This is a genomic window from Calothrix sp. PCC 6303 (assembly GCF_000317435.1).
Classification (GTDB): Bacteria; Cyanobacteriota; Cyanobacteriia; order Cyanobacteriales; family Nostocaceae; genus PCC-6303.
Genome location: NC_019751.1, coordinates 3,379,745 through 3,404,998, shown reverse-complemented (window position 1 = coordinate 3,404,998; position 25,254 = coordinate 3,379,745). Strand labels below are relative to the sequence as shown.

19 protein-coding genes and 3 pseudogenes are annotated in these 25,254 nt (G+C 40.2%); 8 read left to right on the top strand and 14 right to left on the bottom strand.

Features of this window, described 5'->3' with window-relative positions:
• Nucleotides 1-28: 28 nt before the first annotated feature.
• Both CAL6303_RS14075 and prfC read right to left on the bottom strand, forming a co-directional pair.
• Nucleotides 29-2,194 (bottom strand): M48 family metalloprotease, encoded by a 2,166-nt coding sequence (locus tag CAL6303_RS14075; protein ID WP_015198470.1) that lies wholly within the window; start codon nucleotides 2,192-2,194, stop codon nucleotides 29-31.
• Nucleotides 2,195-2,242: 48 nt separating this feature from the next.
• On the bottom strand, nucleotides 2,243-3,868 hold the full coding sequence (gene prfC / locus CAL6303_RS14070) for a peptide chain release factor 3 (RefSeq protein WP_015198469.1): 1,626 nt from the start codon (nucleotides 3,866-3,868) through the stop codon (nucleotides 2,243-2,245).
• A 132-nt stretch (nucleotides 3,869-4,000) separates the two neighbouring features.
• On the opposite strand from prfC, the gene CAL6303_RS14065 reads away from it, so the two are divergent.
• The 4 genes from CAL6303_RS14065 to CAL6303_RS14050 all read left to right on the top strand — a co-directional run bounded on the left by CAL6303_RS14065 (nucleotide 4,001) and on the right by CAL6303_RS14050 (nucleotide 8,804).
• The gene (locus CAL6303_RS14065) at nucleotides 4,001-4,342 is read left to right on the top strand and encodes a DUF4870 domain-containing protein (protein ID WP_015198468.1); all 342 of its coding nucleotides are present in this window, start codon (nucleotides 4,001-4,003) and stop codon (nucleotides 4,340-4,342) included.
• Between the two features lie 550 nt (nucleotides 4,343-4,892).
• Nucleotides 4,893-5,876 carry a porphobilinogen synthase gene (hemB, locus tag CAL6303_RS14060; protein ID WP_015198467.1) on the top strand — a complete coding sequence of 328 codons (984 nt, stop codon included), beginning with the start codon at nucleotides 4,893-4,895 and terminating at the stop codon, nucleotides 5,874-5,876.
• Between the two features lie 815 nt (nucleotides 5,877-6,691).
• Nucleotides 6,692-7,471 carry a PIG-L deacetylase family protein gene (locus CAL6303_RS14055; protein WP_015198466.1) on the top strand — a complete coding sequence of 260 codons (780 nt, stop codon included), beginning with the start codon at nucleotides 6,692-6,694 and terminating at the stop codon, nucleotides 7,469-7,471.
• A gap of 220 nt (nucleotides 7,472-7,691) precedes the next feature.
• The gene (locus CAL6303_RS14050; RefSeq protein ID WP_015198465.1) at nucleotides 7,692-8,804 is read left to right on the top strand and encodes a glycosyltransferase family 4 protein; all 1,113 of its coding nucleotides are present in this window, start codon (nucleotides 7,692-7,694) and stop codon (nucleotides 8,802-8,804) included.
• Between the two features lie 102 nt (nucleotides 8,805-8,906).
• Here CAL6303_RS14050 and CAL6303_RS14045 read toward each other — a convergent pair whose 3' ends face one another.
• The 5 genes and pseudogenes from CAL6303_RS14045 to CAL6303_RS14025 all read right to left on the bottom strand — a co-directional run.
• Nucleotides 8,907-9,380: an ArsC/Spx/MgsR family protein gene (locus CAL6303_RS14045; RefSeq protein ID WP_015198464.1), complete on the bottom strand. Its 474-nt coding sequence runs from the start codon at nucleotides 9,378-9,380 to the stop codon at nucleotides 8,907-8,909.
• A gap of 12 nt (nucleotides 9,381-9,392) precedes the next feature.
• On the bottom strand, nucleotides 9,393-9,977 hold the full coding sequence (locus CAL6303_RS14040; protein WP_041739595.1) for a cupin domain-containing protein: 585 nt from the start codon (nucleotides 9,975-9,977) through the stop codon (nucleotides 9,393-9,395).
• A gap of 183 nt (nucleotides 9,978-10,160) precedes the next feature.
• Nucleotides 10,161-10,637 (bottom strand): hypothetical protein, encoded by a 477-nt coding sequence (locus tag CAL6303_RS14035; protein ID WP_015198462.1) that lies wholly within the window; start codon nucleotides 10,635-10,637, stop codon nucleotides 10,161-10,163.
• 116 nt (nucleotides 10,638-10,753) lie between these two features.
• Nucleotides 10,754-11,341 (bottom strand): heme-copper oxidase subunit III, encoded by a 588-nt coding sequence (locus CAL6303_RS14030; protein ID WP_015198461.1) that lies wholly within the window; start codon nucleotides 11,339-11,341, stop codon nucleotides 10,754-10,756.
• A 95-nt stretch (nucleotides 11,342-11,436) separates the two neighbouring features.
• Nucleotides 11,437-12,834 (bottom strand): annotated as a pseudogene (locus tag CAL6303_RS14025) (cytochrome c oxidase subunit I); the annotation flags it as partial.
• Nucleotides 12,835-13,305: 471 nt separating this feature from the next.
• On the opposite strand from CAL6303_RS14025, the gene CAL6303_RS14020 reads away from it, so the two are divergent.
• Entirely contained in the window at nucleotides 13,306-14,850 is a 1,545-nt protein-coding gene (locus tag CAL6303_RS14020; RefSeq protein ID WP_015198459.1) for a S8 family peptidase, read from the top strand.
• Between the two features lie 310 nt (nucleotides 14,851-15,160).
• Nucleotides 15,161-15,301, top strand: a complete 141-nt coding sequence (locus tag CAL6303_RS30370; protein WP_015198458.1) for a hypothetical protein — start codon at nucleotides 15,161-15,163, stop codon at nucleotides 15,299-15,301.
• A gap of 269 nt (nucleotides 15,302-15,570) precedes the next feature.
• Here the strand turns inward: CAL6303_RS30370 and CAL6303_RS14010 are convergent, their stop codons facing one another.
• Complete coding sequence (locus CAL6303_RS14010; RefSeq protein WP_015198457.1) at nucleotides 15,571-16,560, bottom strand: hypothetical protein; 990 nt, start codon at nucleotides 16,558-16,560, stop codon at nucleotides 15,571-15,573.
• A gap of 362 nt (nucleotides 16,561-16,922) precedes the next feature.
• Nucleotides 16,923-17,134: pseudogene (locus CAL6303_RS31730) on the bottom strand (IS4 family transposase); the annotation flags it as partial.
• 51 nt (nucleotides 17,135-17,185) lie between these two features.
• Between CAL6303_RS31730 and CAL6303_RS31645 the strand changes: the two are divergent.
• Both CAL6303_RS31645 and CAL6303_RS29295 read left to right on the top strand, forming a co-directional pair.
• Nucleotides 17,186-17,299, top strand: coding sequence for a DUF5615 family PIN-like protein (locus tag CAL6303_RS31645; protein ID WP_321572278.1), 114 nt, complete (start codon nucleotides 17,186-17,188; stop codon nucleotides 17,297-17,299).
• Nucleotides 17,300-17,411: 112 nt separating this feature from the next.
• A pseudogene (locus CAL6303_RS29295) lies at nucleotides 17,412-18,222 on the top strand (IS5 family transposase).
• A gap of 55 nt (nucleotides 18,223-18,277) precedes the next feature.
• Here the strand turns inward: CAL6303_RS29295 and CAL6303_RS13990 are convergent.
• From CAL6303_RS13990 to CAL6303_RS13975, 5 genes are all read right to left on the bottom strand, one after another.
• A complete protein-coding gene (locus tag CAL6303_RS13990; protein WP_015198456.1) occupies nucleotides 18,278-18,658 on the bottom strand; it encodes a transposase in 381 nt (126 codons plus the stop codon).
• Nucleotides 18,659-18,795: 137 nt separating this feature from the next.
• Nucleotides 18,796-20,256: an Asp-tRNA(Asn)/Glu-tRNA(Gln) amidotransferase subunit GatA gene (gene gatA / locus CAL6303_RS13985; RefSeq protein WP_015198455.1), complete on the bottom strand. Its 1,461-nt coding sequence runs from the start codon at nucleotides 20,254-20,256 to the stop codon at nucleotides 18,796-18,798.
• 1,033 nt (nucleotides 20,257-21,289) lie between these two features.
• On the bottom strand, nucleotides 21,290-22,120 hold the full coding sequence (locus tag CAL6303_RS13980; protein ID WP_015198454.1) for a metallophosphoesterase: 831 nt from the start codon (nucleotides 22,118-22,120) through the stop codon (nucleotides 21,290-21,292).
• 156 nt (nucleotides 22,121-22,276) lie between these two features.
• Nucleotides 22,277-22,414, bottom strand: coding sequence for a hypothetical protein (locus tag CAL6303_RS30360; RefSeq protein ID WP_158333155.1), 138 nt, complete (start codon nucleotides 22,412-22,414; stop codon nucleotides 22,277-22,279).
• A gap of 475 nt (nucleotides 22,415-22,889) precedes the next feature.
• Nucleotides 22,890-25,241 (bottom strand): WD40 repeat domain-containing protein, encoded by a 2,352-nt coding sequence (locus tag CAL6303_RS13975; protein ID WP_015198453.1) that lies wholly within the window; start codon nucleotides 25,239-25,241, stop codon nucleotides 22,890-22,892.
• Nucleotides 25,242-25,254: the final 13 nt, after the last annotated feature.

The window sequence follows — 25,254 nt, the reverse complement described above, 5'->3', positions numbered from 1 at the left end:
CTAAAAGATCGCTTAAACTAAAGGATCATTAACCTTTAAGCAGTATATAAGCCCCCCAGGCTTCACATGCGATCGCTATCACCATAGACCACACTTGGTGCATACTAATAATGGTTTTCCCACTTTGGGTTTCTAAGGATTCCATATCTAACCAAGGTGTGGCACCTCGTCGCAACCATCCTGTAACTGTCACTTGCCGTCCAATTACATCTTGGGGGTTGACAGATTGACCCATCCATGATGTGTGATGCAGTTTGATTAAGGCGGTATTGGTTTGTAAAATTAAGTCTTGTCCGAGGCTGTTAGTAACACCACGGCAACCGATGAGTTTACCTATAATTCGGACACCTGTACTGTCATGGGGAATGGCTGCGGGGTTGTTGAGGAGGATGGGGAGATGTTCGTTGGTTTGCAGGTTATGGGATTTGAGTTGGGGAAAAAGCGAGTTGATTCTGACTAAAATACCAATACTCAAACCAATTAGGGAACAACCAAAGATAAAACCACTATCATCATAGATCCATTTGAGGTTGATAATTTTGAGGGCAAAGGCAATTTGCCAACCTAAGTTAATTAAAATAGCTGCGAGGATACCGCAGGGAAAACCCAAGAATGGGGCAATTTGCAGGTAAAATGACTGCTTGCGAACTGGGATTGACAGGGAAGTTTCGATATTTAGTTGGGTTTCTAATCTCCATCGACGACAAATGTGGCACAAACGCTGAATGCGATCGCCTATTAACGGGTGAGTATTATTTATGGTGAACCAGAAGCGATAGGGATTGAGATAATCCCACATTAATAATGATTCTAAGCTGACGTTGGGGGCAAGGCTACCAAGGGTGATGGATTGTTGGAAACTAACTGGGAGGCAGATATTTAAACTTTCCAATTGCCAGGGGGTTTGTTCTTGTTTGTGGATTTCGTCGGCAATACCCATGGTAAGTTTGAGTAAGGCACGGCTGAGGGCGTTGGGATTACCTGTAAAATCACAAATAAAGCGATCGCTGTAGTAGGGGCGAATTTTGGATAATAATATTGCTGTCCCTGTTAATAAACACCAACCTATATAGTTAATACTGGATAGGGCAATAAAAATGAATTTAATAAAATTGTTTTCAATTCTGTCTCCCCATAGGGAAACTTGTTTATACAGTTTGTAAATCGGTAATGTAATTGATAATACCGAGGACATAACTACATGATTCCAATGGGTGACATGTGCCAATTCTCCAGTATAAATTGTGGCAATTTCCTCATCGCTAAGTTGTTCTAATAAACCTTGACTCACAACTAAACGGGTGGTGCGGGGTAAGTTTCCGTAGCTAAATGCGATGGGTGCGGAAATTGATAAAATCCGTAGTTGGGGAAAATTTAAACCTTTTTTTTGGGAGTAACGCTGAATGACTCTGATTGACTCTGGTGAATAATTTTCCAAAGTTGATTTTTCCAGGTTTCGCAATCCATAAAATTCTTGCAACCACCAATCTAGTAACCAGGGTGACAAAGCAGTTATCACGAAGAAGGTAAATAACAGAAATGATGTGGGGTTTTGATAGAGAAATTGAATAGGTTCAAGAAACGGCAACCAAACTAAAATATTATTGATGCTTGCTGTGATGAAATTAACTATTTCCCGCGCTACCCAAAATAAAGCAACAAAAGTCCCTCCACTCAACAACCACAAAGGAATTAAATTTACCTTTGGTAAAGCTTCCCATACTTTTGCCCTACCAGTTTGCTTCCAAAACATAGTTTGGGGTTTGCTGGGAGTATTTACTTCAAAAATTTGTCCCCTTGCAGGGGGTAGTGGTGGGGGAAGTGGTGGTGTGAGTTGGGGAAGTGGAGGTAAATCAAACTGGGGAGGTAAATATACTTCCCCGTCATCAAAAGGAACAAAACCTGTGTTGTGGGAATTATCCCTAGAAATATTATGTTTCTTTAACTCAGCCAGCGATCGCACTGCCCAGGGTTTAACCTGAGGATGGTTGCTATGACTCAGGATTTCGCATAATGCGATCGCGCTATCAATTTCACCACTATGGCTATGGGCTACAACTAAGCCAATTTGTGCTTGTAATGTAGCCCAAGATTTATTAGCTGTCTTAGCGACAACTGCCAAAATTGTTTTTGCTGTTTGGTAATCTCCTTCCTTCAAAGCAGCTAAACCAGACTCTAGAGAAGGTTCTGACATAAATCAGTTATTAGTTAACAGTTAACAGTTATCAGTGCAGCTAAATCTTTATTCCACGGTTTGCGGTGCCGATAACACGGGTGCGATCGCGCTCAATTTTAAACTAGGATGATCCTGTATCAGTTGGTGGGTATTCCATTCGTTACGGAATAACAAAACAGGTCTACCCAGACTATCTTTAACAGTGGTAGTGTTGAATAAGCGACCGATTTTTTCCAACACTTCCCAACCACCATCCACCCATCTAGCCACAGTGTAGGGCAAGATGTCCAAAATTGTTTCTACACCATACTCGTTTTGTAAGCGAAATTGCACCACCTCAAATTGTAATTGTCCCACTGCTGCCAAAATCGGCTCTCGTTTAGCTTCATCCACCGAGTACATAATTTGCACTGCACCTTCTTCCCGCAACTCCGAAACACCTTTTTGGAACTGCTTGAATTTGGAAGGATTAGGATTTCTCAACGTTGCAAATAATTCTGGAGAAAAGTAAGGTATCCCTTCATACTCCAATTTTTGCCCGGTGTAAATCGTATCCCCAATGGCAAACACCCCCGGATTATTTAAACCAATTACATCCCCTGCGTATGCTTCATCAATAGATTCCCGTTCTTGAGCAAACAACTTTTGGGGTCTTGATAACCGCACAGCTTTTCCAGTACGGGCATGATTTACAGTCATATCTTTTTCAAATTTACCCGTACAAACACGGATAAAAGCCACTCGATCTCGGTGCTTCGGATCCATATTTGCCTGCAACTTAAACACAAACCCCGAAAACTCCGGGTATGTAGGGGCAACCTCTCCCACGGTGCTGCGGTGGGTACCAGGTTTAAGTGCATAATCCAAAAAGTAGCGTAGAAATAACTCCACACCAAAATTCGTCATGGCACTACCAAAAAACACAGGAGTCATTTTCCCTGCATGTACCAAGTCCAAATCTAAATCTCCCCCAGCACCTTCCAACAGTTCCAGGTCATTTTTTAGTTGAAAATAAAGATCCTCATCCAAAAGCTGTTCAATTCCGGCATCTCCCAAATCCACCACCGTATTCACAGCTTCCTTACTACCATGAGCGCTACGCTCAAATAAGTGGATTTGTTGTTGATGGCGATCATAAACACCCTTAAATCTATCTCCCATCCCTATGGGCCAGTTTACAGCATATGTCTGTAAACCCAACTCCTGTTCAATTTCATCCAACAATTCTAGCGGTTCACGCCCTGGACGATCTAATTTATTGATAAAGGTGAAAATGGGAATCCCCCGCAACTTACACACCTCAAATAACTTCCGCGTTTGGGGTTCCAAACCCTTTGCAGTATCAATTAGCATCACCGCATTATCGGCAGCAGCCAATGTTCGATAAGTATCTTCACTAAAATCTTGGTGCCCAGGTGTATCCAATAAATTGATTTGGCACTCTTTATACTCAAACTGCAACACAGTCGAAGTAATGGAAATTCCCCGTTGCTGTTCCATTGCCATCCAGTCAGAAGTCGCTTTCTTTTGTGCCCTTCTTGCCTTTACAGCCCCAGCTTCGTGAATCGCACCTCCATATAATAGAAGTTTTTCGGTTAATGTTGTTTTCCCCGCATCAGGGTGGGAAATAATCGCAAAATTGCGCCGCTTTTCCACCGCCTGACCAATCTCTATCTCTAGTTCAGTTGACATAAATGTATTTGCTTGCTGTTAACTAACTTAACTTAATTTTTTCCAACTTAGGTAGGACTTTTAATCTTAAGGCAACAAGGGTCATGATAGGGTTTTTATAGCAATAAAATCTAATTCAGAAGGAAGACAACAATGTACGACAAGGATAAACGTAAATTATTGTCAGCACTGTGTCATGGTTCGATCTTTTTAAGTACTCTTTTCGTTTCTGTTGGCATCCCCATTTTTATCTTTTTTACATCTGATGATCCAGTCGTAAAGGCAAACGCCCAAGAATCAATCAATTTTCACCTGAATGTTTGGGTTTACGGCATAATTTTGAGTGTATTAATTTGGGTGACTCTTGGATTGCTTGTGCCACTTGCCGGACTTGGTTTCCTATTACATTGGGGGCTAACTCTATTAGCACTTTTTCATGTTCTTAGTGATACCGAAAAACCATTTCGTTATCCATTCATTTTTCGCCCATTGTAAGGTGAAACCTCTGAAAAACTTCGCTTCATTCTGTCTCACATCACCGGGGTAATTATGTAAACTTTATTTGGATAAAATAGTCATATTCCCGATTAGCAATCAACTGTAACCCGATTCACCGTCATTTCTCATCATTTATCATCTAAGTTATATGGCAAATAGAATACTTCTGTTTCAAAGCCATCTAACTTTTAACTACCGCCAAAATTCCGATGGGAGCAAATTTTAAATAATAATAATCATTATCATTCATCGCGGGTAATAAACTCTGAAAAAAGTGATAAATTACCCCAGATGATCCCTCCTGATTTGATTTTTTATTTCATTAATTGAGAAGCTACAGACATTGTTTAATATTCTTAATGTCATCTTCCGATAAATCTTTGCTTCCAAAGCTGTAAAATACAAAATTGCCCCACAACACTAAATAGTAGTAGGGCAACGGACAGTTAAGCGCTGCTTGTAGTCTGGCTGAGGCAAGCTTAATTTTTACCTACTTCTGTGACGCTTTGTGTTGTGTCCATTTGCATTTTTGAATTTATAAAACTTTATGTTTCCTACTCATCGTCCTCGTCGTTTACGTACCCATCCTCAACTTCGCCGGATGGTACGTGAAAATGTTTTGACAACAAACGATTTAATTTATCCACTATTTGCCGTACCGGGCGAAGGAATAGCAAACGAAGTCAAATCAATGCCCGGAGTTTATCAACTTTCTGTTGACAAAATAGTTGAAGAAGCGAAAGAAGTTTACGACTTAGGAATTCCGGCAATTATTTTGTTTGGAATTCCGGCTGATAAAGATGTCGATGCTACAGGTGCTTGGCATGATTGCGGAATTGTTCAAAAAGCCGCAACCGCAGTCAAAAATGCAGTTCCCGATTTAATTGTGATTGCTGATACTTGTTTATGTGAGTATACAAGCCATGGGCACTGTGGATACTTGGAATTGGGCGATTTAACTGGCAGAGTTTTAAATGATCCAACCTTAGAATTACTAAAGAAAACCGCTATATCCCAAGCCCAAGCAGGTGTAGATATCATTGCCCCATCAGGAATGATGGATGGTTTCGTGCAAGCAATTCGTAGTGGTTTAGATGGGGCTGGTTTCCAAGATATTCCTATCTTGTCATACGCAGCAAAATATGCATCAGCCTATTATGGACCATTTCGGGATGCCGCTGAATCCACACCGCAATTTGGAGACAGAAGAACTTACCAAATGGATCCTGGTAATACCCGCGAAGCCATCAAGGAAATTGAATTAGATTTAGCCGAAGGTGCAGATATGCTGATGGTAAAACCAGCATTGGCTTATATGGACGTAATTTGGCGCGTCAAGGAAGCAAGTAACGTTCCAGTGGCGGCATATAATGTGTCAGGCGAATATTCTATGGTCAAAGCAGCCGCACTTAATGGTTGGGTTGACGAAGAACGCATAGTATTGGAGACTTTGACTGGGTTTAAGCGGGCTGGCGCTGATATGATTTTGACCTACCATGCTAAAGATGCAGCACGGTGGTTAAAGTCATAAAAATCACTTCCCCGACTCCTAGATAAAGTCGGGGGTCTATACATTGTTACTTATCACACATTTAACTACTAGTTATTTATTTCTAATCAATACAATTTTAGACATTTATACCTTCTATATAATTTGTATTCTAGACATCATCTAGTAATGTCTTTACCAAAACTTTTATATTTGCATTGAGTCCTCAAAGGTCTATTGAATAAGCTTTAGGATATATTTTTTGTTTCGAGCAAAATTATTTTTTGGCTAACTATATAAAATTCTGGTATAAAAACTTGCTATTTATTTTGAGATGGCTTATCCTTTATTTTGGAAAGATGATTCAGTATAAACTCTTAGTAATTAGGAGCTACTCTATCTATGTTATTTCTGTGAAAATAGTGTGAAATCATCGTGTTTTATACGTAAAATCACTAATGAATGTTAAGCTACATATGTAGTAAATACCAGAAATAGGTGAGATAGTTAGCAGTAACTATTGAGTAGCTAGTAGGGTAAAACCGCTTGCAGACTAGGAGGATGAAAATTTTTTTCATGGTAACTGCCTCTACCTTTAGGGTTCCGTTGTGTAAAACCCACGACTGTACTGTAGTGATTTTGATTAACAATACAAGTGTGTCGTAAGGTACCAACTAGCCGCTGCCTTACGATAAATTCCCGTTGACTCAAAAACCTAAATTATTACGTAGTCATAACACAGCATACTTAATTTTTATTTTACAAATGCCACCTAAGTGGTCTACCGCATTTCATTTCTATTTTTCCTCCCCTTGATTCAAAATTGACAGAACTACTAAAGTGCTATTGGAATCTCTATGAATATCAAAAAAATTTTAAAATACTTCCAACAATTAATTCCCAGCAGTTGGCTTGAAGGTATGCAACATCTACATTCCAGCTTAATATTTGAATGGATTTTACATAATGGCAGTCAGCCGCTGGCATTGAGTCAAAAATCAGCGATGGTATTTTCTCCTCACCAAGATGATGAAACCTTCGGTTGTGGTGGAATTATTGCCCTAAAACGAGAACAAGGTATACCAGTGGTTGTGGTGTTCATCACAGATGGGCAAGGTGGAGGTGTTGCCAATCCTGCTTCCCAAAAGACAATTGCTGAAATTCGTAAAGAAGAGGCATTAACTGCATTAAGTATTTTGGGTGTGGAATCTTCAGAAATTTACTTTATGGAAAAGCCAGATGGGACTTTACCCTATCTAGAAAATAACGACAGACAACAAACTATTGAACAGATAGCTATGCTACTTGAAAGGCATCAACCGGAGGAGGTTTATGTACCTCACCGCAAAGACTGTCATCGTGATCATGAGGCTACCTATGAATTAGTCAAGGAAGCAGTAACGAAAGTAGGCAATAAAGTTGAGTTTTTAGAATATCCTATCTGGTTATTGTGGAGAGCGCCACTATTTATTTTGATCAAATTACAGGATATTAAGGCAGCCTACAGTTTATCAATTACATCTGTTCAAGATAAAAAGAATAGAGCAATCAATTCATACTGTTCTCAGATTGATAGTTTACCCCATAATTTTATTAAACGGTTCTTGGGGACAAATGAAATATTCTTTAGATCCTAGCTTGGATTGATTACAAAGAGAAACCTCATACCAAAACCTCTCTACAGTGTGGTAATTGGACAAATTCTGTTTTTTGTGTGCTGCTGTGGCTGTGTTTACCAATAGTTTTTAATTTCAAGTATTCAGAATTAATCCAAATATATCTCCTTCAAACTCTGCTTGATGAGAGTCAAAGTTTAGTCATACCTAAAATTATTCATACTTTTAATAGGAAACACAAATGCGCGTACTACACCTAACTAACCATATCCAAGAAATTGGTAACGGAATTGTCAATGTGGCAATGGATATAGCTTGTTTGCAAGCAAAAAGCGGTCATAATGTTGCGGTTGCATCGGCTGGGGGAGGATATGAAAAATTACTAGCAAGGTATGGTATTCAACACTTTCCATTAGATCAATCGAGAATGCCACTGAATATGCTGAAGGCTGTTGGACGTTATCGAAGGATAATACACGAATTTCAACCCGATATTGTCCATGCACATATGATGACAGGAGTTATACTGGCAGGAATTTTTCGGACAAGTTCTGAATATGGTTTAGTTTCTACTGTACACAATGAGTTTCAGCGTAGTGCAGTTTTGATGGGATTGGCAGATAGGGTGATTGCAGTCAGTGCTGCTGTTGCAAATTCGATGGTGCGACGTGGGATACCCAGAGAGAAGTTACGGGTAGTCGCTAATGGGACTTTGGATAGTCCTCGTCGTTGTGATATTCGTGATTGTGAACCAGTTTCTTTAAAGCGTCCAGCTATTACCACTGTTGCCGGGATGTATAGCCGTAAAGGGATTGTGGAGTTAATTGAAGCGTTTGTTAAAATTGGTGATGATTTTCCCGAAGCACATCTTTATTTAGTGGGAGATGGTCCGGAACGTTTAGATTTTGAGGAAATAGCTCAAAAAACACCTTTTGCAAATCGGATTCATTTTGAAGGGTTTCAGACGGAGCCACAGCGTTATATGCTGTCATCTGATGTTTTTGTTTTGGCTTCCCATTGTGAATCTTTTGGGTTGGTGCTGACGGAGGCAAGGGAGGCAGGTTGTGCGATTATTGCTAGTGATGTCGATGGTATTCCTGAGACTTTGGATAATCGGCAGGCTGGTGTTTTGGTACCAGCGAAGGATAGCGAGGTTTTGGCAAAGGCTATGTCAAGGTTGTTGAGTAATCCAGAAGAATTGGGAGAATGGAAACACCGAGCAAAACAAAATCTAGAAAGGTTCAGTGTGATGAGGGTAAGTGATGAAACATTGGATGTTTATTGTGATTTACTTAAGAGATCCAATGGAGTGTCATTGGTTAATAGGGTAAGTGCGTCGAAGTTGAGTGTGTAGTTAAACCTCGTTAACCCCTTGGGATGAGCGTAAACGATATTAGACTAAGCCCACTTGTGCGGGCTTAGGTTGGTGTATGGTGAGCAATAAATTACTAAATCCCTAATGCTTACATTTTCCACCCTCGTGGTGGTGTTCATGTTGATGTTCGTGATTGTGTGAACAACCTTGTAAGTTTTGGGTGAGTAATTCTGCGGCGATTGCAGCTTGAGATTCATCCACTGGTTTTAAACCGATCCAAGCATCAAGACTCTCTACATCAAATCCTACCTCACGGCGATCGCCTACTTGGATTAAGGGGCGACGAATCAATAAAGGATCTTGCAACATCAATACTAAAGCTGTGTCAGCATCGATTGTTTCGGGAACGATTTCCCCAGATTTTATTTTGGATGCGGATTTATTAAACCATTCGGAAACTGGTAGGGAACCAAAGAAGGAACGAAGTTTTTCTGCTGTCCAGGCTTCTGATAGTAAGCTGTAAGCTATAACGTCATGACCTGCTGTTGCTAATAGTATTTTTTGTTTGGCATTGCCGCGACAACCAGGTTTTTCATAAAAAATTACTCTTGCCATGGTGATTATTCCTTAAAAGTGTTTGGTGGTGTTGGTTTCGAGGTCAAATTCAAATCTTTGGCTAGGATTTGTTTCACCGTAAATGTTGAAGGTTACTGTTGGTTCGTCACCAATTGCTTCGATGCTGTGGATAGCCTCAGGTGTCAAACTGATGATGTCTCCAGGGTTGAGGATGATTTCTCCGGTTTTTTGGAGTTTTTGATTGGGGTTTTGCTGCCAAATTGTGTTTTTTTCTTTTCCTTGGAGTACAGCGATTACTGCCCAGGTTCCGTGGTTGTGAATGTTGGATTTGATTCCTGGTGCAAAGGTGACTGTTTGCACGGTGAGGGGAAATCCTAGTTCGTCGTATAGTTCGAGGACTGATGTTCCTGTTTCTGGTGATGCGTTTAGATGTCTGGTTTTAATCCAGTAGGAGTTGAGGATCAGTTTTCTAACTAGTCGCCGAATTTGGGGTAGATGGTTGGTTTGGTTGAGGGTGTCTTCGATTTCGGTGAGGAAACGGTAAAATCGATAGTTTTCTTGGAGGAGATTCCATTCGCGTTCTGGGTTGCTGGGTTGGAAGTTTTGCTTGGTTACAATCCAGTCTTGGTTTTTCATGGAATAAAGAGTTTTAACGCAGAGTGACGCAAAGGGAAGCGCTGAGGAGCGCAGAGAGAAGAAAGAGGAGAGGAATATAAGAGGATTTTTGGGGATGTAGAGAGGAGACATGTTGCACCTCTCTTTGTATTTTATGAAGATGCTATCTTAATTATTAATTTATCATTATTTTTCTCTGATTGTTTATTCGTCTTCTTCGGGTGGACGTGTCAGTATATCAAATAATATTGCGGCGCTGGAAAATTCGTTGGTGTTATCTATTTCTTTGATTTGGGCACATATAAGTGTGGCTTTTTCTAGTTGTCCGAGTTTGGCTAGGCTCATTCCAGCGGCGGCGTAGGCGTGGAGATAAAATCTAATTTGAGGGTTTTCTTTGCCTGATGTCAGTATTGGTTTTAGTTGTTGCCAATCTAATGGTAGTTTTTCGGATTGTTGAATTTTTTTTATTACTTTGTTGGCGATGTTTAAGGACATTGAATAGTTGTTTTTATAGTAGAAGTATCTATATGCTGCTACTAGGAGATCGGTGCAGTCTTCGGTTTTGGCTAGGGCTTGATTGATGTATTTTTCGGATTCGGCTGTGTTTTGCCAGTTTTCGGCAGCGAGAATCAGGAGTTGTTTGATTTCTGCTGGTGCTTGGAACCAAGAGTATTTATTCATGGTGAAGGTGGGGGAGTGAGGGAGTGAGGAAGTGGGGGAATATGGGGGAGTATTTATTATTTCCCCTTGTCTCCCTGCTCCCTGCCCTCTGCTCCTTTGCTGCGCTCCCTGTGTTCTTAAAATTTGCTGAGGATGTACAGGAGGGTGAACAAAATAATCCAGATGATATCGACGAAGTGCCAGTATATTTCTGCCATTTCGATACCAGTATGAGCGCTGGAACTATAGTGTCCTGTACGACGCGATCGCCATAAGACTCCAAGTATTAATAATATGCCGATGAAGACGTGTAAGCCGTGGAATCCTGTCATCAAGTAGAAGCAGTTAGCGAACAAATTGGTTGTTAAGCCATATCCCAGGTGCATATATTCGTATACTTGTCCACCCAGGAATACTATCCCCATGACGGCTGTGAGGAAGTACCAAAATCTCATGCCCCAAACGCTATTTTTTTTGATGGCAACATCTCCTAAATGGATGACGAAGCTACTGGAGACGAGGATGATGGTGTTGATGGTGGGTAGGTATAATTCGACTTCGGTTCCTGTGGGGGGAAAGGTGACGGTGGTTCCTTTGTAGAAGAGGTAAGCGGCGAAGAATCCACCAAACATCAAGGATTCGGACATGAGGAAGGTTAATAGCCCCAAGACTCGGAGGTCAGGGTGTTCCTCGTGGTGGGATGTATTTGTTGTTGCTACTGTCATATTTTCTTTGTGAGAATCTAATTGTTAAACAGTTATCAGTTAGAACGGAGGCTTTGTTTAGTTCTGTTCACTGATAACTGTCCACTATTAACTGATTACTGATTCAATCGTAATTCGGCTTGATGGGCATCGTATAACATGCCGTATTCGTAAGGTCCGTGGGTAACTACGGGGAGTTCTTCCCAGTTCTCAATAATTGGGGGTGATGCGGTTGTCCATTCTAAGGTGAGGGCATCCCAAGGGTTATCTCCGGCTAGTTTGCCTTTTGTCCAACTGTAAATGGCGTTGATGGCAAAAGGTATAACTGAGATGCCGAGGATGATGGAACCAACTGTACAAATTTGGTTCAAGGTGATGAATTGGGGGTCATACATGGCAACGCGACGGGGCATTCCTTGAAGTCCCAGTTCGTGCATGGGTAGGAATGTCAGGTTGGTGCCGATGAGGGTAAGAATAAAGTGGAGACGACCGAGTTTTTCGTTCATCATTCTTCCGGTCATTTTGGGGAACCAGTGGTAAATACCAGAGTAGATACCGAAGACGGAACCGCCAAAAAGTACATAGTGGAAGTGGGCAACGACGTAGTAGGTATCGTGAACGTGAATATCAAAGGGGGCAGTTCCCATTGTGACTCCGCTTAATCCCCCCATGACGAACATGGAGAGTAAACCGAGGGCAAATAGCATGGTGGTGGTGAAGCGGATTTTACCACCCCACAGGGTTGCTACCCAACCGAAGATTTTTACACCTGTGGGGACGGCAACAATTAAGGTGGAGATGGTGAAGAACATCCGCATCCAACCGGGGGTACCACTGGCAAACATGTGGTGAACCCAGACGAATAAACCCACGACGCAGATGGCTAAACTGGAGTAAGCGATCGCTTTGTAGCCGAAAATGGGTTTTCTCGCATGTACTGGGATAACTTCTGACATGATACCGAAGATGGGAAGTATCATCAAGTACACGGCTGGGTGGGAGTAAAACCAGAATAAATGTTGGTAAAGGACGACGTTTCCACCGTTTTCTGGTTTGAAGAAGGATGTGCCGAAGTTGATATCAAATAGTAATAATACTAAGCCAGCGGCTAAGACGGGTGTCGAAACGAGGGCAAGTATGGAAGTGGCTAAAATCGCCCAACAAAACAACGGTAGTTGATCCCATTTCATACTGGGGACTTTCATCTTCCAAATGGTGACGACGAAGTTCAAGGAACCCAAAATTGAGGAGGTTCCCACCAAAACAATCGCCAAAATCCACATGCTTTGGGCATTGGGGGCAGTAATTAAGCTCAAAGGTGGATATGCAGTCCAACCTGATTGGGAACCACCAAAGAAGAAGCTACCAAGTAAAAGTAGTCCAGCTGGGGGGTTTAGCCAGAATGCGATCGCATTCAGCTTTGGAAACGCCATATCCCTGGCACCCAACATCAAAGGTACTAAATAGTTACCAAATCCACCAATGGCACTAGGGACAATCCATAAGAAAGTATAGCTGTTTAGATGCCGTTATATTTATGCCCATATCAACTGCCTTGTTAAATCCCCATTACAAAACATACTTATTACTCATTACTTATTACTCATTACTTATTACTCATTACTTATTACTCATTACTTATTACTCATTACTTATTACTCATTACTTATTACTCATTACTTATTACTCATTACTTATTACTCATTACTTATTACTCATTACTTATTACTCATTACTTATTACTCATTACTTATTACTCATTACTTATTACTCATTACTTATTACTCATTACTTATTTTTTAATATAGTGTCCAAATATCCTTAGAATCAGCAACTTGTATTTATTTTGTAGAAATAATAGCAATTTAATATTTATTTTCATAGTAATTATTTCTTATAGCAGAAATAAAATAGAAAATATTTATCTTATCAAAACAAGGTGAATGGTTTCTGCTGTATAGAAATATATTTCAGAGGAAAAAGCTATGACATTAGATAATACTGGTGATAATTTCTCTGTTAGTAAAACCTTAAACTATACGAACTTATCTTTAAATGATAACTTTAATATTAACCCTGGATATAGTTTAAGATATACTTCTCGAAGCAGCCACCATTCAGACATTTCCACACAACAGTATAGTTCTAAAACTGGTTACGGTGGAGTTAATGCAGCGGCGGCTGTTGCCAAAGCAGCGGGTAAAGATACTTTCGCAGATACCCCCAATTTAGGTGGTGATTATTGGGGTGTAGATACTGTTAAGGCACCGGAAGCATGGGCAAATGGATATACAGGTCAAGGTGTAATTGTTGCAGTATTAGATACTGGGGTTGATCATAACCACGAAGATTTAAAAAATAATATTTGGAAAAACACTAAAGAAATTGAAAATAATGGTGTTGATGATGATGGTAATGGATACGTTGATGATATTTACGGATGGAATTTCGATAGTAATAACAACAATACTTTAGATAAAGATGGACATGGTACCCATGTTTCTGGAACGATTGCCGCTGAAAAAAATAACAAAGGTTTAACTGGTATTGCCTATGATGCCAAGATTATGTCAGTTAAAGTTTTGGATGATGAAGGTTCTGGCTCCTACGATTCTATTGCTGGTGGAATTCGCTATGCAGTAGATAATGGAGCAAAAGTAATTAATATGAGTTTGGGTGGTGGTGCTAGTAGTAAGACTTTAGAATTAGCAATCGAATATGCTAGTGCTAGAGGTGTAATTGTCGTAATGGCAGCAGGAAATAGTGGGGGTTCATCACCAATTAATCCTGCTAGCTATGCAAATAAATATGGAGTTGCAGTTGGTGCTGTGGATAGGGATGGTAGCTTGGCTAACTTCTCAAATCGGGCTGGAAGTAATCAATTAACTTATGTGACAGCTCCAGGAGTGAGTATTTATTCAACTCTACCTAACAATAATTATGCATCCTATAGCGGAACTTCTATGGCTGCTCCCCATGTTGCGGGTGTGGTTGCGCTGATGCTAAGTGCAAATCCCAATTTAAGTGATGGACAAGTAAGACAAATTCTCGCAGAAACATCAGTTAGTTCTTCAGAATCCAATAATCCTGGATTTGATTTTGATGATATATTCAGTGGGTTTAATGGATATAATTTCCCATTCTCTAATTTTGGGAATGAAACTCAGCAGGGTTATTTTGGCGAGAAATATACTAGTGGTTTTGGTAACGAAAACCTAAAAAGTTCTAGCAGTAACTGGGTAGTGAATTCTCAGCTTTCGAGAATCCAAGATGAAAACGTTAGCAAAACAGACACGGTTTCATTCGATCCTAATCATAATGGTTCTACATCTCCCAGTAATGGAGTTTCGGTCGTCACACCTCGGTTAGCACCATATTGGAATCAGGAATCTGGCTCATCAGATTACAATATAATTTCCATGACGAATGCTGCTGATCCCCTTGATCCCAAAGAATTTATGAGACGCTATGAGGAAGCGATGGCTCCTTATCAAGATATGTTTCGTTTTTTCAACTATAGCGGTTCTTAACTGGTAGTCTGTCAATTTTATTTTGACGAATCGCTAACCGCTGGAAGTATGGTTTTACATCCTCCCCACCTTACTTCCTTGTAGCTTGCTTCTGCGAAGTAGTAGGTGGGGATTCTGAGGTTGCAGAGCAACTGTAACCACGCCAAACACTTTACCAAAATACTCAACCCATTCGCGGAACAGTGACCAAGAAGCGTCACTAATCGATTGGGTGCGGCTCGTGTCATGATACTGTATTCTGATAAAGAGTAGAAACAAGAGTATTGTTATCAAAGGCTTTAAAGCAATAATCCCAAAAAAAGACAGACTCATGTTTCTTAACACAGAGTCAATTTTTGGAGGTGGTATATGGAAGCGTCTACGATTAACTAAGGGAGAAAAACGTAATTTCAAACGGATGGCAACGGTCGCCTCAGTTTATAGTAGAATGCTCGAAACCCCTGATTTATAGGTGAGAAGTAGGGGTAAGTGTGAAAGGTTACGTTACTAATTGGGTACATTGCAGTTTTTATTTTACAAGCAGAGAATAAAACCCTAATCTCCCTACCATCGAAGATTTGACAATTGTATTTTTGAGGTACATGAAAAGGGAGCATCCACTTTCGGCGAATAGACTTTTTTATGTCAACCGTATACGAGGTTTTTTGGAGTATAAGAATTATGTTTCTTTCAAAAGTCGATGCTCCTAATGAAAAACTGGGATTGGCAATTTCAAGAGACCTAAAAACTCTCACTTTTCAGTTGAGAGTTGGATAAATTATTTTTTTTAGCAGGAATTTGAATTTGTAAAATAGCGCCTTTTGTGTAATTACTAATATGAGATAAAAGACCGTAAATAAAGACGGCAATTCCAAGCATCTCTAAGGATTCTTCTAAGGTCATTATAGCTAAATAAGAAGTAAAACTACCTTGATTATCGACAATATAACCACCAATTAGCTCGCAGCCAATACAACCAGATAGATAAATACATCCTGCAATTAAAAAGTGGTTTCTGGTTTTATGAGGAAGATTGATAATAAACTTCAAAAATATTAGTAAAAAGATTAATACTCCAATACTACCGGGAATAACCCAAGCAAAGTATAGAAACCCACTCGTCTTATGCAAAGCCTTCACTGGGTTCATCATTTTTTCATGCAGACTTACTAATTCATCAAAAGAGAGAAATAAAAATATAACTCCCAGCCATTGCCAATAGTAAATATAGGAGTCATTCATCCTCTTTTTAAGATAAGCGATAGTGCCGAGAATCATGGCTGCAAATAGTAGTGCCAAGGCAGAATAAACTGCAGGAAAGGTTAATTCTGAATCGAGATAAAATAGATTCGATATACCATCTCGTAAAAAGAAATCGGGAGTGATTTTTTTGATAATTTGCGTGATCAGATGGGTGACAACGAAGAAACTGATAATTTTCAACATGATTCCAAAAACAAGTTTTGGGGAAAAGTTAAAATGAAGTAAATTATTAGTTGAATTCGCTTGTAATTTTGCATCTTGATTTTGCAATTCCGAATAAATAGAATTATTTTTGAGATAGATAATTGTTTCCGGTTTTATCCAACCTCGATCGATAAAAATTTCTTCCAGGTGCTTACCGCTGATTTGATTTTGCTTGATTGCCTCTCTTAATTGCTCTTCGCTAATCAATCCTGCCTCTACTAATTTGTGTGAGAACTCTTCTTCTATCATTTTATTATTAACCATTTTTAATATTGAAGACTACCTTATAATTTGTTTATTTGAGATGAAATTAATCAGGTAGATGCAATGAAGATAATTTATTGTTTTGCGATCGCGTTCTCGATAGATGCAAGATGCCCTAAGTAAAATACTCAGTGAAAATCGAAAATTGACTATCCTATACGGAAGCTGCTTCGCATTTACGTCACAATACACCCTAAAATGCAGAACATTCTGAGCGCAGACTATGCAGACTACGCCAACAAAATTTCTATTTGATTCCTATTTTTATAGTTAAATTTAGGTTAAGAGTATATTATAATACGACTTATCTTGATCTAACATGAGAATTTTCTCATGAAGCTCTGAGGGGACGACGAAATCAGCTAAAACATAGATTCTATAAGCTTCATAGCTCTTAGACCTTGTTGATAATACTCCGCTTATTAGTATTTAATATCATTAATTCTGTAGTTAATTCTATACAAATATGCTGGAAATTTACCCAAGTTTGAGCATATAAGCCAACATAAAAACTACTATGTCTTCGCTCTGTACCATTATACTCTTTAACGCGAGAAGATATAAAAGCTTGTATTGCTTATGCGGCTGACCGTGAACGTCGGCTGATGATTTCGACCTTATCAGCATGAAATTAGTGTTTGATGAAAACTTATCCCCTAAATTATCCACTCCCTTGAGCGATATTTTTCCAGGCTCGCTTGATGTTAGGGATGTAGGCATGAAAGCAACAATGTGTTAAATACTACTTAAGTTTTATCATTTCATTGATTTTAGTTAGGGCGTGTCATCAGTTAATGTAAAGAAAGATAAAGTAAAGTAAAAATCGACCAAACTACAAGGATTTGCTCGCCATGACAAGCCGCCGTTATGCCCTACGAGATGATCAGTGGGAGAGGATAAAAGACCTATTACCAGGACGAGAAGGTCATGTTGGTGGGACAGCCAAAGACAATAAGCTGTTTGTGGAAGCTGTATTATATCTATCGATATCGAGCTGGTATCCCGTGGCGGGACTTACCTGAAAGGTTTGGGGATTTCCGAGTCGTACATACTCGGTTTAGTCGATGGAGTAAAAGTGGGGTGTGGCAACGAGTATTTGAGGTGTTAGCCCAAGAAGCAGACAACGAGTATGCGATGATCGATTCTACAATTGTCCGCGCCCACCAACACAGTGCGGGCGTAAAGGGGCGGCAGCTTTCCGGGGGCAACTGCCCCCGGAAACGTGCCTTGGGGATGCAGACAGTCAAGCAATTGGACGTAGTAAAGGCGGGTTGAGTACAAAGATACATGCAGTGGTGGACGCTTTGGGTAACCCCTTTACTCTTTCATCTGACACCAGGACAAGCCTGTGACCTCGATGGTGCGGATGTGCTGCTGCCCCAGACGAAGGCTGACACAATATTGGCAGATAAAGGATACGATGCTGACGCACGAGTCATTGAGGTTTTGGAAGCGCAAGCTAAGACTGCCGTCATTCCCTCCAAACGTAACCGTACTAATCCGCGCGATTACGATACAGACTTGTACAAAGCCCGTCACTTAATCGAAAACTTTTTTGCCAAACTCAAGCAATACCGTGCTATCGCCACCCGCTACGACAAACTCAAAGTCAACTTTCTGGGTGCAATTTACCTTGCTGCTACTGTAGTTTGGCTCAACTGATGACACGCCCTAGAAAATCTGCGTTAGCGTATAGAACCCATTTGATATCTTTTTTCTAGCTATTAGCTAGTCTTCTGAGCATCAATCTGATAAAATAAAGCTTGAGCTTGGCATTGGCACGAGCGAGTGTCCGGTCAAAATTTTTGACTAAACTTTTACATCGCTCTACCCAAGCGTTTGACCTTTCGATTACCCATCTAGCGGCTACAGGAACAAATCCAGATTTTCCATTGGCTTCTTTTTCGGCTTTCGATGGCTTGGGTGAGAGTTCAAATTGAATTTTGGTCATAATTTGAGGGTAAATCTGCTCCAGAGCCTGGGTAAGCTTATCAGGGTGATAGCCATTATCTACGAGGATGGTAATCTTAGGTAGCTCAATCGGTTTGGATTTGAAATAATCGATGATATAAATACAGTATTTTTGTTTGTTTTTCACGCTAAAATAATACTTCTAGTTTTATACTGAGTATTTTAATTTAATGGGTTTGAAAAAGGCTAGGTTGAAGCCGTTTATTAAAATCTGTTGCTATCCATCCCCAGGCTATAGAGCCGTGGGGAATTGAGCAAAATCACTTAAATGATTTTGGGTGACTTTGAGTGCCAATCGGTTGATTGCTCATAGGCGTAAGCAACTTGAAGTAATTGCTCTTCTTTGAGAACATTACCAATTAACTGTAAACCAATGGGCATTCCTTGACTATCAAAGCCGCAAGGAACACTTATAGCTGGTAAACCGGCTAAGTTGACAGGAATTGTCATCAAGTCAATGAGGTACATGCTTAGGGGATCTGTGGTTTTTTCTCCGGTTTTAAATGCGGTGCTAGGTGCTGTGGGGGAAATCAAGATGTCAACTTGCCCAAAAGCGTTTTCAAAGTCTTGCTTAATTAGTGTTCGCACTTTTTGGGCTTGGAGATAATAAGCGTCGTAGTAACCCGCAGATAATGCATAGGTACCAATCATAATTCGGCGTTTGACTTCAGCGCCAAAGCCAGCGGCACGGGTACGGGTATACATCGAAAGGAGGTTTTCGGCATCTTCGGCGCGGAAACCATATTTTACACCGTCGTAGCGTGCCAAGTTTGCGGAAGCTTCACAGGGGGCAATAATGTAGTAGCTGGGTAAACCGTAGCGGAAACGAGGGCAGGAAATTTCTTGAATTTCGGCACCCATGCTTTTAAAGTGTTCAATTGCTTGGTTCACAGCTTTCGCAACTTCGGGGTCTAAACCTTCGCCAAATGTTTCCTTGATGATGCCGACTTTGAGTTTACCGTGAGATTTGAGATCGGGGCGTAAATTAGCTGTGTAATCGGGAATTTCCACTTTAATACTAGTAGAATCCTTGGGATCGTGTCCTGCGATCGCATTCAGCAACAAAGCCGCATCTTCCACACTACGGGCAAATGGTCCAATTTGATCTAATGATGAGGCAAAGGCGACTAAACCGTATCGTGATACTAATCCATAGGTTGGCTTCATTCCCACAACTCCACAAAATGAAGCTGGTTGACGAATGGAACCACCTGTATCCGAACCTAGGGAAACTACACATTCTTCGGCTGCTACTGCTGCGGCTGAACCACCTGAAGAACCACCAGGAACCCGCGATAAGTCCCAAGGATTTGCTGTTAAATGATATGCAGATGTCTCCGTGGAACCACCCATGGCAAACTCATCCAAGTTAGTTTTACCCACCATCACTGCATTCGCATCAAATAGCTTTTGGGTGACGCTAGATTCGTAAGGGGGAACAAAATTTTCTAAAATTCGGGAAGCACAGGTGGTAGTAATCCCCTTAGTACACATGTTGTCTTTGACACCAATGGGAATACCTGCCAACATGCTAATTTCTTCACCTGCGGCAATTTTGGCATCTACTTGTTTGGCTTGTTCCAGTGCTTTTTCGGCAGTAATGGACAAAAAACTCTGGATTTTTGATTCTACAGCTTGAATCCGATCTAACGCTTCTTGGGTTATTTCAACGGCTGAACGTTCTTTTTTGACTAGTTGTGTGTGTAATTCGCGGATGGATACCATGTGATTTCCTGTAAATAGGGCTGAGTGTTGGATCTGAAGTAAGAATAAAAATAAATATCTAGTCTTGTTCTTTGGGAAGCCTAGGATAATTTATCAGAAATTGACAATAATGCAACTTGGAAATAATTTATTTGCTCCAAATGACTGATTTTAATATAGGTTGGGGTGTTTTGCTCAAATAGCTTACACAGCTAACCTATAGTTAATCATTGAAGTGATTGCTCTTACATTTATCAAGTAGATTGTCCTTGTATTGCACAATATTAACAGGTATGAACATTATTTAAATAAGCGATCGCATTCTCGAATCAGGGTGCTAAGTTAAGAACAGACACAGAGAAGTTTAATTTATCTGACCGAATACAAAGTGTAAGAGCCTTGTGTCACCCGCTCTACATCAAACGCGATCGCATAGCGTCTGAGAATCACAGTTCTAGCTGCATCCTGTACATAACGTGTTTTCGTCTCAATTTCATGTTTTTGTTTTGGAGGTTATTAAAACGCACAGCCAAGAATGCCTGCCTAGCTGCAAAAATGGATGCTAAATTTTCTAACCAAAAAGTGATTCTCGATGGAAGACACTACGCAATCGTCCAAAGTAAACCTTAGTTGAACTAGCTTTTCCACAAAATTTTAACTCTAACAAAATCTAATCTATACTTCATTTACCGCTAAATGCTACTGATGGTTATCGCTCGTAGCTTTTAGCGGTTATGATGTTTTAGCCTGAAGAGAACAGGGAAGAACTAGGGAAAACGTCAATGCCCTTTTGTGCTCAGTGCATCGCGCGGAGTCTTTCCGTTTCCTCCCCCTGCTCCTTTTGACCGAAAATAATGGGATACGGTGTACACACAACTTTTGAATTCCCTAGATTTTCTATAATCCCACGCCCGCCAACGGTTGAAACCCACCGCAGTCGCTACAACGGGGGGTAGACGCGAAGCGGCTGTTGGCGTTCGCCCTACAGCCCTGCGGGCATCCTACGGCGGCTGAGGCTTCGCCACGCAGTGACTCCACAACCTACAATTAACAGTTAACTGATTAAAGTAATAATCGTCACTTCAGGTGGACAAAACAAACGTCCAGGTGGATATGTCCCCAAACCACGATTAACATAAAGTTGATTTTGCCCAACTTGGTGAAAACCTTGCGACCATTCCCAATGTTTGACTACTTTTGCACAACCCCCGCGTAAAATTGGCACATATCGCCGAATTTTTCGAGGTATTTTCCTGACAATTTTATTGTAGTAAATTACCGCAGGACCTAATCCAGGAATAATAATTTGGGAACCGTGGGTGTGACCAGAAAGCTGTAAATCGACCCGCAATTTTTCCATAAATTCTGCGGTGTCGGGATTGTGAGATAAGACAATACGAGGAATATTTGGGTCTATTTGAGTCAGTATATCTGCTGGTTTAAATTCTCTAGACCATAAATCAGCTAGTCCTACCACAGCTAATTCTTTTCCTAAAGGGTAAGCTACTTGATTCCACAGAACTTGAATGCCAATACTAGTAAAAGCGTTAGTGACAGTGGAACGGGAATGCTTAAAATAGCAATCGTGATTTCCAAGGGATGCAATGATCCCAGAACGAGACTGCAAATGTTTGAGTCGTGTAGCTAATTCGTAAGCTGGTTTTGGATCATCTGTCACATAATCCCCAGTTAAAAGTACTAAGTCAGGGTCGGCTTCGTTGCTGAGTGCGATCGCATTCTCCAACATCTTCTCAGATAACCGTAGACCATCGTAATGTAGGTCAGACATCTGTACCACTGTCGTACCTATCAACGAAGCTGGTAAATCCGGAATTTTTACCGTTAACCTCTCTACACTCAATGATCCAGACAATAACAAAACCATAGCTCACTATTCCTCACAGCGGGCGCTACCAGCTTACCAAATCATTATTAACGTTTACTTATGATTCATCATAATTTATTGAAAACTTTATTTTTACGGATAAAACAAGTATCAATATTAACTTATTGCTGGAGTTTAGAACAAAAAACCCAGTAACTAGGCAATAAGTAGGTGGGTGTTGAAAATTGTAGTTAAGACGTTGGGTGCCAAAACCCTTGTAGAGCGGGTCATGGGTGGCGATCGCAACCCAACATGAATGGAAGAAACTTGCGCTGTAAGAAAATGAAAAAGCACGGTTTTATAGGCTTTTCAGCGCAAGTTCCTTAGAAGACGCAAAATTTTGCATCTCTGTATCCTTCAGAATTAACGGGACAGACCAGTAGTAGTCTGTCAATTTTATTTTGACGGTTATATACACATCCACAATCCGGTAGAGACGTAGCAGTGCTACGTCTCTACAACCGTCATTTTTATTTTGACAGACTAGTAGGGGTAAGACTTTGAAGCTAATTTACATTACGTTACATGGCGGAAAGTATTTTGGGGCTTCCGTCTCCAAAAATAGTTTCCAAGAAGTTGTGTTTATTTACACCTACCTGACTTTAAAATAAAAGTTCAATGGGCAAGATGCCTATTCCACAAGATATGTATATTATTTAATTGCTAATCCTTATAGTGCTTCATATTTCTGGGAAGAGTTAGGGTCATTTTTTCTGGAATTGGGTAGTTTTCTTGATATAGAGTTGCGATCGCATCAAAATAAGAATATCTATTTCACATCCCAAACTTTAATAACTTGATTATTATTGAGATTGAACCATTCCCCCGCAGCTAGTTTTTTACCATCAGGACTCCAAGATACGCGCAATGTGTGAGGTAAATTAATCCCAATAGTTGTAATCTCTTTCCCTGTAGATACATCCCACTGTTTAATTGTTTTATCTTGACTTACCGAAGTGAGGGTTTTGCTATCATCCGACCAAACCACATCTAAAACTGCGCTACCATGTCCAGTGAGGGATTTAACGAATTTTCCTGCTGTCGCATCCCAAATTTGAATCGTTCTGCTAACATCCGTTGTGGCAATAAATTTACCATCCCGACTCCACGCGATCGCACGAAACATATTACCAGTTTCACCACCACCAGTACTCAAATTTTCGACTTCCAAACCTGTCAAAGTTTTGCTTAATTTCCCAGTGGTGACATCCCAGAGATTCATCTTATCGAGATCATATCCAACTATAGTTTTACCGTCTGGACTCCAAGCGAATGTATGATAAATATACTTACCATTTATGGTTTTGAGTAATTTACCTGTGGCTGCATCCCAAAGTCGAATATTCGTTTTCCCTGAATTTGCCAGGATTTTACCATCAGGACTCCAAACTAAATTATCCCCTTCACCTACATCAATGGTTCTGATGGATTTACCTGTAGTTGCGTCCCAAATCGTGATTTTCACCCCACCGTATTGTATCTCGTCAGCTAGCAGACTTGAATTACCCGAAACTTTCTTCACGATTTTTTCCCTACCACTAGTAGCGAAAGTTTTACCATTTGGGTTCCAAGCGATATTTGCTACCGCCATTTTTTGATTTTGACTGAGGGTATTAAGGGATTTACCTGTAGAAGTATCCCAAAATTTAATTATGCCACCCTCTTCTTCACTAGCATCAGAGGCAATAATTTTACCATCTGGACTCCAAACCAAACCTGTAATCGAAGATTTATGAGCAGGAAAACTAATTTTTTCGCCGATTTCTTGGTCTTGAATTAATTTATTCTCAACTAAATTATTCAGATCGAAATTCCAAATTTTAATGGCATTATCATACTGACCTCTCGATGCCAAAATTTTGGTTTGGGGGTTCCACCTGATATTTACAATTCCATTATCATGACCAAACAAAGTTTTGAGTCGTTTACCCGTAGTCACATCCCAAATTTTGATAGTATTATCCATCCCCACAGAAATCAGAATTTTACCATCTGGACTCCAAGTAAAATCAGTAACAAAAAAACCATGTCCGTATAGGGTTTGGGATTTACCTGTAATCATATCCCAAATAGTGATTTTTCCTTCCTGTCCTCCAACAGCAAGTTTTTTCCCATCATGACTCCAAACCGTACTAGCAGCATAAATTTCAAAAATTTCCCTGATCCGTTTTCCCGTATTGATATCCCAAATAATCGCACCACCGATATTAGTGGAAACCAGTTTTTTGCTATCGGGACTCCAAACAAAATTGGTAATACTCGCAGTGGAAGTTCCAAAACCGTGGTCAATTGTTTTGATTAACTTACCTGTAGAAACATCCCAAATTTTAACTATACTTGGGTTTGCAAGCGCAAGCGCTTTTCCATCCGGACTCCAAATGTTTTCTATTCTTTGAACTTTCGCATCATATTCGGTAATTGTTTGCAGTAATTTACCTGTGGAGATATTCCAAAGTTGAATTTTTTCGTCTTTACTCCAAACTGCAAGCGTTTGACTGCGAGGGTTCCAACTCATCATCGAAATTTTGCTTTTATTTCCAGTCAGGGTTTTGATTAATTTAGCTGTCCCAACATCCCAAAGTTTAATTGTGTTATCAGGTTGTGCAATTGCAATTGTTTTACTATCGGGACTCCAAACCCAAGATAAATCAGCAGCTTTACCGCTATAACCGCTAATGGTTGTAATTTGTTTACCAGTACTAACATTCCAGAGTTTAATCGTTTTGTCTGCACTTGCAGAAGCAAGAATCTTATCATCAGGACTCCACGAAACAAGGTTAACTAAACCATTGTGTCCACTCAGGGTTTTGATTAATTTATTGGTGATGGTATCGTGGATTTGAATCCTATTATCCGGACTTGCCAACGCAAGGGTTTGATAATCCCGACTGATTGCAAAATTTGTTTTTGGGTTTCCATTTTTATCGTTATACTCAATTGTTACTGGCTTTATTTGTTGGGAATTAGTTGTCATTGCTTGGGAAGTTCGAGTATGATTTTTTTGCTGTTGGGAAAGTCCATGAACCTGACAAGCTGCGGTGATAATCAGCATCATTAAGCTAAGTCCAAGGGTCAGATTTTTGGAAGAGCGAGTCAGACTAGTAAATTTACGTAAATTCATGTTTAATTCGATA